Annotated in this window: 3 protein-coding genes; 2 read left to right on the top strand and 1 reads right to left on the bottom strand. The window is 69.5% G+C overall.

What is annotated here, in order from left to right; all coding sequences use genetic code 11:
• The first annotated feature begins 236 nt into the window (after positions 1-236).
• On the top strand, positions 237-611 hold the full coding sequence (locus ELR45_RS10190; RefSeq protein WP_129665616.1) for a winged helix-turn-helix transcriptional regulator: 375 nt from the start codon (positions 237-239) through the stop codon (positions 609-611).
• A gap of 105 nt (positions 612-716) precedes the next feature.
• Here the strand turns inward: ELR45_RS10190 and ELR45_RS10185 are convergent, their stop codons facing one another.
• Positions 717-6,161, bottom strand: coding sequence for an ATP-binding protein (locus ELR45_RS10185; protein WP_420813868.1), 5,445 nt, complete (start codon positions 6,159-6,161; stop codon positions 717-719).
• Positions 6,162-6,430: 269 nt separating this feature from the next.
• Here ELR45_RS10185 and ELR45_RS10180 point away from each other — a divergent pair, with 269 nt between their 5' ends.
• Complete coding sequence (locus ELR45_RS10180) at positions 6,431-9,688, top strand: AfsR/SARP family transcriptional regulator (RefSeq protein ID WP_205856326.1); 3,258 nt, start codon at positions 6,431-6,433, stop codon at positions 9,686-9,688.
• Positions 9,689-9,754: the final 66 nt, after the last annotated feature.

The raw sequence follows: 9,754 nt of genomic DNA, 5'->3' as shown, positions 1-9,754 counted from the left end.
TTACGGCGGGTCAGCGTGGGACAACCAGGCCTTGTTCGACTTCGAGGGGCATCCGCTCGAATCCCTCCAGGTCTTCAGGTACGTCTATACCGGAACCGTCGCCTGACTCAGGTAGCCGTGCATCCAGCTCGTACGGCCACGGCCCGACGTCCCTTGCCCGAGCCTCGTACACCGCTGGAATTAGGTATCCAATGTCTACGTGGTGAACGAAGGGAACTTCGACGAGACTAGGCGTCATGCAGGAACCTTTGCAGGCAGCGTCCGACCACTCTCAGATCACCGCGCAGCAGCGTGAACTGTTGGACCAGGTGCTCGACAAATGGTCACTACAGGTGCTCGACAAGCTGTGCGAACAGCATTCACGATTCAATGACCTACGCCGCACGATCCCCGTCATCACGCAGAAGTCGCTCACAACAACCCTGCGCCGCCTGGAGCGCAACGGCATGGTCGAGCGTGTCATCACAAGCACACGCCCCCTCGCCGTCGAGTACCGCATCACGCCGCTCGGAAAGACACTCCAAGAGCTCATCGACGCACTTCTACGTTGGTCCGCCGTCAACATGCCCGACGTCGAACGCGCGCGCGAGAGGTTCGACGAGGAGGTATGACGGAGCTGGGAGCTGCTCGACGCCGAGCACTCGACTCAGGACATCGGATTCCTCCGGCCCTGCGATTCCCTCTGCGCGGCAGCCAGGGTGACCACGCCGGACCCGCTATCCCACGGCACCGCGCTCCACGGCTGCGATGATCTGGGGCCGCAACTCCTCCGGCCGGATGATCGCATCCACCGAACCCACCCGCTGCGCTCGTTCGATGGAGTGCACGCTGTCGAATTCCGCGGCGATTTCGCCCAGCTTCTCTGCCCGTACCGACGCGCGCACATCCGCCAGCTGAGGGGCCAGCGCGGCCCGCCCAGTGCTGTCGGCGTCGGCGACGCGGCCCTCCAGCTCGACGACGCGCGGGTCGCTCGCGGTGCGCGCGTTGACCTCCGCGGCGAACACCACAGCCGCCGCCGGAGCACCGCCCAGTACAGATGCGTACGAGCCGTCGACCGCCAGCACCGTCATGTTCGGATTCAGCGCCTTTGAGAAGACCACGAACGCGCCGCCGTGATAGCGCGAGATGACGCAGAACACGATGGGCCCGCGGAAGTTCACGATGGCCCGGCCGATCTCGGCGCCGTACTCCAGCTGCAGCTTGCGCATCGACTCCGGCGAGCCATCGAACCCGGACAGATTCGCCAGCACCACCAACGGCCGGTTCCCGCTCGCCGCGTTGATGGCGCGCGCCGCTTTCTTCGACGACCGCGGGAACAACGTCCCCGCGGTGTAGGTGTCCGGGCCGTCGGCGGGCAGGAACCCACGCCGGGGAACCGATCGCGACTCGACGCCCAGCAGGCACACCGGTCGCCCGCCCAGATGCACGTCCTGCACCACCGCGGTCTCCGCGTCGGCCATGCCGGCCCAGCGTTCCAGGACCGGGTGGTCCTGGTCGGCCAGCGCCCGCATCACTGTGCGGATGTCGAAGGGCTTCTTGCGGTCCGGGTTGGTCTCGGCGGAGAAGATCTCCCCGACGGTGGTGAAATCGCTGCCCTCGACGGCGTGCGGGTAGTCCGAGACGTCCCGGTCGACGGGGTCAACTGACGCCGCCCGGCGTGGTCCTGCTTCGCCCGGCAGCACGTAGCTGTGGTCGTAGTGCGACAGCAGCACGCCATGCGCAGCCCGCAGGTCCGGCGCCCAGTACTGCGCCTGGCCGTTAGGTCCCATCACGCGTTCGTAGCCGCCGATGCCGAAGTTGTCTTCAGCCGAGACACCGCCGGAGAAGTCCAGCGACTGCTTGCCGGTCAGCACCATGGCCGAGTCCGGTGTCATCACGAGGATGCCCTTGGTGTGCATGAGCATCGTGGCCTCGGCGTTCCAGTACGGCTGGGCACCGACGTTGATCCCGGCCACCACGACGTTGATCTCGCCGCCGTCTTGGGTGAAGTGCACGATGCGGCGCAGCGCGGCGGCGATCCAGTCCATGTTCTCGGTGCCCGAGTCCATCGCGATGCGCGCGCCCGCGGACAGCGCGTACCACTCCACCGGCACCCCTAGCCGCTCCGCGAGGTCGAGCGCCGCGATCACCCGCGCACATTCCGGCTCGGACAATGCGCCGAGCGACTTCGTCGGGTCGCCGAGCAGTACCACCCGGGTCATGCCCGCCGGATACCGCTCGGTCGGCGTGGTGGTGACCCCGGCGACGATCCCGGCCTGGTTGAGCCCCTTCGGCCGGTCGACAGGGGCCAGCGCGCCGGAGTCGTCGAGGTCGTACTCGGTGAACGACCCGCCGGATCCCGCGATCATGTCGGTCAGCTCGTACGGGTAGACCGTGCCGCGGCGACGTGCCCGCAGCACCTTCTGGCCATAGTCGTCGAGCGGCTGGATCGGCTCGGTCGGCGGTTCGATGACCTCCAGCCGGACGCCGGTCCCGACGTCGTAGGAGACACGCACGGCGATCGAATGCAGTGTTCCCGTCGACTCGTCGCGCTGCCGGCCGAGGATGAGCGCCTCCTCCAGCCCGGCGCCGGCCGTGGTCGGCACAACGCGCTGGGCGACGGCCCTGAGATCGGAGGGCGTGAGGTCGTTGGGCGGCCACACGTAGAGGACGATCCGGTTGGTGTCGAGCCGCTTCTTCGCCGGACGCTGCGCCTGTACCTTGCGGATCGAGTCGAGGCACGCACCCAACGCACCCTCGACCGCGGGCAACGCGAGAACGCCGCCCTCCGCGTCGCGCAACGGCGTCAGGTCGCGGACCTGCGCCATCGCGACCAACCGCTCGTCGGACGGGTTGGCCTTCGCGACGCAGCGCAGCAGGTAAACGTCCTCGTCGGCGGAGGGCAAGCGGGTCAGATCGAAATGCTGCAGCCGCCGCAGCTGTAGCCGATGTCCGATCAACGGGTGCAGGCCCCGGATCAGCCGATCCTCGCTCAGCCCTGCCGGGGACGGCCGGAAGGTGAAGTGGTGGTGCAGCACGGTACCGCTGGTCCCGGCGACGATCACGGTGACGCGGTGCAGCCTGGCGGGTAACGCGGCGGCGACCAGCGCCGTCTTCAGCTCGGCAGCCATGACGTCGGCGTCCGCGGGCTGGTCGGCCCAGGTGAGGTACACGTCGGCGGCCATGACGGTCGGGTCCGGTTCCACAGCCGCGGATTCCGCCACCGTCGTCAGCGCATCGCCCAGCTCGGCGAAGTCGGCGACCGTCGCGAGCAGCCGCTGCGGCTCGCCGTCGAGCTCGTAACCGCCCGTGACGAACGGCCGTGCTGCCCTCGGCTCGCATTGCACATCGGATAGGTCGTGCTCGCGGTAGTACCGGCGGCTGAGGACTTCGAGCAGCGGTCCCGCGTCAGCGTCGGGGCGGCCGATGCGCTGGCCCAGTAGCCGCACGAGCGGCTCGGGGCTGGCGACCATGTCGGCTATCCGCTCATCGCGGTCAGTCGCGTCGGGGTGCTGATCGAGATACCGCAGCTGGCGGCGGACGTCGTTGTAGACCTCAGCGCGGGTGCGGCGCAGCAGCGGCTGGGCGAACCAGCGGAACTCCAGGCTGCGCGCGAGGTCCCCGATCACCGGGAACCGCAGCTGGGTCGCGACGATCAGCCGCTCCAGCGCCTCTGAGACCGTCTGTCGCAGCTCGCCGCTCGGAGGTGCTTCGGTGAGCCACTGCTGCAGCAACGTGGTGATGACCGCGGCGTCGGCGCCGGCACGCTGTTGGGCGAGGAAGACGCGGAACACGGCTTCCTCCAGCGCGGGTGTGCGCTCCAGGCCGTCGACCCCATAATGGCCCAGCACCCGGCTGAGCCGGCGCTGGAACGTCTCGGACAGCCCTGCCCGCTCGGCGTCGAGGCTCTGCAGGTAGGTGTGGAAGTACTCGCGCGGGCTGTGCACCCGCGTCTCAGCCTTGGTCTCCTCGCCTTCCGGCTTGTTGCGGCTGAGCTCGGAAAAGTCGGCGAAGACCTCCAGCAGCGCGACCTCGGCCGCCAGCGGTCGGTGCGGCAGCTCCGCCCGCGCGGCGAGGTAACCCGCCAGCGCGCCGCCGTCGTCGCGTGGATCGATGTCGAAGCCGAGCAGCATGCTGCGTAGGTCCGCCAGACCTCGCGTCACCCGGCGTTCGGCGGAGAGCCCGTCCCGATCGGCCGGAAGATGCAGGTCGACCGTGGCGGCCCCGGGGGACTCCGTGGCGTCGGTGTCGCCGAGCGGCTCGAGATGCAACAACGGCGCTCCGGTCCCGACCTGGCTGCCGACGGAGACTACGCACTCGCGCAGCATTGCGCGGAACGGCGCCCGCACCACGGTCTCCATCTTCATGCTCTCCAGCACCAGCACCGGTGCGCCGGCCTCCACCTCGGTCCCGGGCGCGACCGGCGTGGCCACCACCAGGGCGGGCGCAGGGGCGCGCACGACACCGCCCTCGTCCCTGCTGATCCGGTGCGTGACGCCGTCGACTTCGACCTGATGGATCGGTCCGTGGGTTCCGGTAACGAGCCGGAACCGGTGTCCGTTGAGGTGGATCTGCCCCGTGTGTTCGTCGAATCGTTCCAGCACCACGTCGACTGTCTGCACCTCGTCGCCGGTGAGGAATGCGACCCGGTAGCGGCCGGAACCGGTCTCGGCCACGGTGAGCCGGTAGCCGGCGCCGCGCAGCTTGAGGTCGATGGGGCGGCTGCTCTCGTGCTGCACTTGCGGGCGCCCACCATGCGCGGTGGACAGCAGCCGCTGCAGCTCGACCTGCTTCTTGTCGCGGTAGGCCTCGATCGCCGCGGCGGCCAGCGCGACACCGGAATGCTGCTGGGACACCAGCCGGCCCTCGGCTCGCACCCGGTCGATCCAGCTGGTGTCGGCGCTCCCGTCGATCACCTCGGGCTCGTCGAGCAGATCGAGCACGAAGCTCTTGTTCGTCGTGCCGCCCTCAATGACGACGGTCGTCTCCCGCATCGCGCGGCGCAGCCGCGCCAGCGCCTCGCCGCGAGTGCGCCCGTAGGCGATGATCTTGGCGATCATCGAGTCGAAGTCGGCCGGGATCCGGTCGCCCTCGCTGACGCCGGTATCGACACGGACGCCCGGGCCGGCGGGCAGATCGAGCAGCGCGATGCGGCCCGGAGCCGGCGCGAAATCGCGGTCGGGGTCCTCGGCGTTGAGCCGCGCCTCGACGGCGTGTCCCACCTCGGTGGGCCGGACGCCGGTTAGCTTCTGGCCCGCGGCCACGTGCAGCTGCGCCTTGACCAGATCCATCCCGGTCGTGGCCTCGGTGATCGGATGTTCGACCTGCAGCCGGGTATTCACCTCCAGGAAGGCGAACAGCTGATCCTTCGGGTGATAGAGGAACTCCACGGTACCCGCGCCGCGATAGTCGACGGCGAGCGCGAGCCGCTCGGCGGCCGCCTTCAGCTCGCCGGCCTGCTCCGGGGTGAGAACCGGCGAGGAGGACTCTTCGATGATCTTCTGGTTGCGGCGCTGTACCGAGCAGTCCCGCACGCCCAACGCCCAGGCGGTGCCCTGGCCGTCGGCGATCACCTGGACCTCGACGTGCCGGGCGCCGGTGACCAGGCGCTCCAGGAACACCACGCCGCTGCCGAACGCGCGCTCGGCCTCCAGGCCGGTGCGCTCGAAGGCCTCGGAGAGCTCGTCCGGGCCCGTGACGACGCGGATGCCACGGCCGCCGCCGCCCGCGGTCGCCTTGAGCATCAGTGGATAGCCGATCCGCTCGGCCGCGCGCAGCGCCGCATCGAGGTCCTCCACCGGGCCGCGGCTCCACGGCGCGACCGGGACACCGACCTCTTCGGCGATCAGCTTGGCGCCGATCTTGTCGCCCAGCTTGCGCATCGCGTCGGGACCCGGGCCGATGAATGTGACGCCCAGCTTCTCGCACAGCTCAGCAAAGGCGGGGTCCTCAGCGACGAAGCCCCAGCCGACCCACGCCGCGTCGGCTCCGGTCTCGACCAGCGCGCGTTCCAGCGCCGCGAGGTCGAGATAGGGGCGTGCCGCGGCAGGGCCGAGGCGGTAGGTGAGATCCGCCTCCCGCACGAACGTGGCTGTGTCGTCGGCGTCAGTGTAGAGAGCCACTGTTTCGATATACGGTCCACCCTCGGCGTTGAGTTCCCCGACGGCATGGATGAGCCGCATCGCGGCCTCTCCCCGGTTGACGATCGCGACACGACTGAACACCGAAACGAGCCTCACCTGGTGGACGACAGACCAATATGGCTACGCTGCCACACTTCCAGCATCTCCGTTACCAGCCGGTAAGGTGATCGTCCATCGCATGACGCGCTGAAGCGGGATTTTCGTGGGAACCGACCAAAGACGGCTCGACCGGAGCCACGTCCACGCTTCGCCCGCACTCCGCGGCTGACCGCGCGTCGGGGCAGGCTGAGGCCGGATATGGTGGACGCATGAGGTTCGGGGTGCTCGGGCCCTTGACGGTGTGGCCGCTGAACGGAATTCCCGTGACCATCCCGGGGCTCAAAGTCCGGGCGCTGCTAGCCGACTTGCTCGCCCATGAAGGCCGGCCGGTGTCGGCGGATCGGCTGATCGACGACCTGTGGGCGGAAGAGCTGCCCGGCAACCCGTCCGGCGCCTTGCATGCCAAGGTGTCACAGCTGCGTCGAGCGCTCGATGCGGTGGAGCCGGGGGCCCGCGAGCTCGTAGAGTCTGGGCCGTTTGGCTACCGGCTCTGTGTATCGCCCGAGGCCGTCGACGCCGGACAGGTCGGCCTGCTGCTCGCGCGGGCGCGTGCCGCGCGAGATGCTCGCGGGAAGGTCGCACTCTTGACCGAAGCGCTGGGGTTGTGGCGCGGTCCCACTCTCGGCGAGGTCGGGGACATGGAGTTCGCTCGGGGTTGGGTCGTCCGCCTGGACGAGCAGCGGCTGGTAGCGTTCGAGGACCTGGCCGAGGCGCGACTGGAGCTGGGTGAACACACGCTGCTCGTCGGCGAGCTGAACGACATGATTCTCCAGCACCCGCTGCGTGAGCGGTTGCGCGCGGTGCAGTTACGCGCTCTCTACGCCTCTGGGCGGCAGAGCGAGGCGTTGGACGCATACGAGCAGTATCGTCGCCGTCTGCGGGACGAGCTTGGTCTCGATCCCGGCACCGGGCTGGTCGATCTCCACCAGGCCATCTTGCGACGAGATCCGGCGTTGGAGTCCGGAACGATCTCGGTCGCGGCGGCCGCACGACCGAACACGAACATTCCGGTTGCGGTGTCGGCGGAGCCGGATGGGGGATTGGTCGGTAGGGCCGCGGCGATCGCTGACGTGAGGAAAGCCCTGGAGACTGCCCGGCTGGTCACGCTCACCGGGCCGGGCGGCGTAGGCAAGACCAGACTGGCCATCGAGGCGGCCAGGGCTGCGGAGCATCAGTATGCTGACGGCGGCTGGATGGTGGAACTGGCAGGTGAGGTACATCATGTCACCGGGGCCGATGACGCTGATGACGTCGGTTCGATCGCAACCGTCGTGGCGGCGACCCTCGGCATCCGGGAGGACTCGGCGCTGGGGGTTCCAGCCGGCGCAGCACGACTCGGGGTGATCGACCGGCTGGCGGCGGCGCTGCGTCCCCGGCAGCTCCTGCTCGTGCTGGACAACTGCGAGCACGTGATCGAGCCGGTGGCCCATCTGATCGATCGGCTCCTGGCGACGGCGCCCAATGTGTCGGTGCTCGTCACGAGCCAGGAACCGGTGAGATCGCCCGAAGAAGTGGTGCTCCCGGTGCCGCCGCTCGAACTGCCCGAGCCGGACGCGTCGCTGGGCGAGTTGTCGCAGGCCGCCGCGGTGCGGCTGTTCATCGTTCGGGCTGCAGCCGCAGCGCCGGCGTTCGTCCTGAGCGCGGACAACGCCGCGGCTGTGGTGGAGATCTGCCGCCGGTTGGACGGCATCCCGCTTGCGCTGGAACTGGCGGCCGCCCGGGTCCGTGCCCTGGACGTGCACGACCTTGCCGCGCGCCTCGACGACCGATTCCGACTGCTCGGCAGCGGCCACCGGACGGCTCCGCAGCGGCAGCGGACGCTCCACGCGATGATCGACTGGAGCTGGCAGCGCCTGTCGGCGGTGGACAAGGTCCTGCTCCGCCGGCTGGCCGTCCACGTCGGCGGATGCACGCTGGAGGCCGCTGAGCAGGTCTGCACCGATGACGACATCGCCGCCGCCGACGTCGTCGACGGGCTGGGGCGCTTGGTCGACCGGTCGTTGATCGCCGTCTCGGATGAGGGAGGTACTCGCCGTTACCGGCTGCTGGAGTCGGTGGCGGCCTACACCCGGCAGCGACTGGAGGAAGCCGGTGAGTCGGCGCAGGCGTGGCGCAGACATGCCGTGTACTACGCGGATCTGGCCGAGCGCGCCGGAGCGTTGCTGCGCGGGACCGGCCAGCGGCAAGCATTGCGGTCCCTGGACAACGAGGCCGCCAACCTACGGGCCGCCCTGGACACCGCGGCGCAGATGAGCGATCCGGAGCTGGCGCTGCGCCTGGTCAACTCGCTTGCGTGGTACTGGTTTCTCCGAGGCCGGTACCAGGAAGCCCGCCGGTGCCTGACTGTGGCATTGGAGATACCACCCACGGACACGACCACCGACTCCGCTCGAGCACAGGCATCGGCATGGTTGGCCGGCGTCGCCTTCACCGACCTTCGGGACGATCCGGTGGCCCGGCGCGAGGCCGTACTCGGGCGTTACGACACGATCGATGATCAGGCCGGACAAGCACGCGCGCGATGGCTGTGCGCTTTCACCATGCTGGGCTGGGGCGACATGGCGGTGGGCAAGCAGCTGGTGTCCGGCGCCCTGGCCGGCTTCCGGAAGCTCGGCGACCGTTGGGGGATCGCCGCGGCGTTGTTCACCCGTGCCGAACACGCGCTTGTCGAAGGTGACCTGCCAGCGGTCAGACGCGACAGCGAAGAGTCACTCAAGCTGTTCGATGAGCTCGGCGATCGCTGGGGACGGCTCCAACCGATGCATCTGCTCGGTGTGCTGGCAGAGATTAGCGGCGACTACGCACACGCCGTTCGGCTGCACCGGGGCGCGCTCCGCATCGCCGAGGACGTGGAACTCTGGCCGGCGGTGTCGATGCAGCTGGCTAGTCTCGGCCGGACGTCACTGCTCGTCGAGGACTTCGCCGAGGCGGCGGAATACCATCAGCGAGCACTAGGCCTCGCGGAGAACCAGTCGGACGGTGCGGCCGCGGCTTTCGCCGCCATCGGGTTGGCCCTCGGCGACCGCCGGCAGGGCCACCTTGACCTCGCCGAGGAGCGGCTTCGAGATCTGCTCGACTGGCACCGTCGCACCGGTCATCTTCCCGGAACCGCCCTGGTCCTCGCCGAGCTGGGTTTCGTCGCCGAGTTGCGGGGCGACGCCGCGTCGGCGCGCGAACTGCATACGGAAGGGCTGGCCACGGCGCGCACGACGGGCGACGTCCGGGCCGTCGCACTGGCGCTGGAAGGGCTGTCCGGCGCGGCCGTCCTGAGCGATGAGCCCGGCTACGGGGCCAGGCTGCTCGGTGCCGCGGCCGCCGCGCGCCAGGCGGCGTCGGCGCCGGCCCCGGCTGCGGAGCGCGGTGATGTCGACCGGATCAGCCGCCGGGCACGAGCGGCTCTCGGCGAGAGCACCTTCGCCGCCGAGTTCGCGCTCGGCGGCGGGCTGGACGTCGACGAGCTCCCGTAGTCTCGGACTCGTCGCCTGGTCAGAGGCCGGTGCCGTGGGCTGCAGGTCGGCGCGCCGGTCGGCCGC

It is taken from the genome of Phytoactinopolyspora endophytica, from assembly GCF_004138495.1.
In the GTDB taxonomy this organism is placed as follows: Bacteria; Actinomycetota; Actinomycetes; order Jiangellales; family Jiangellaceae; genus Phytoactinopolyspora; species Phytoactinopolyspora endophytica.
This window is presented reverse-complemented; position numbering and strand designations above follow the sequence as displayed.

What these genes read in the sequence shown, in the direction of transcription:
- ELR45_RS10180 (WP_205856326.1), top strand. Translation starts at nt 6,431, where the DNA reads ATGAGGTTCGGGGTGCTCGGGCCCTTGACGGTGTGGCCGCTGAACGGA.
- ELR45_RS10190 (WP_129665616.1), top strand. Translation starts at nt 237, where the DNA reads ATGCAGGAACCTTTGCAGGCAGCGTCCGACCACTCTCAGATCACCGCG.
- ELR45_RS10185 (WP_420813868.1), bottom strand. Translation starts at nt 6,161, where the DNA reads ATGCGGCTCATCCATGCCGTCGGGGAACTCAACGCCGAGGGTGGACCG.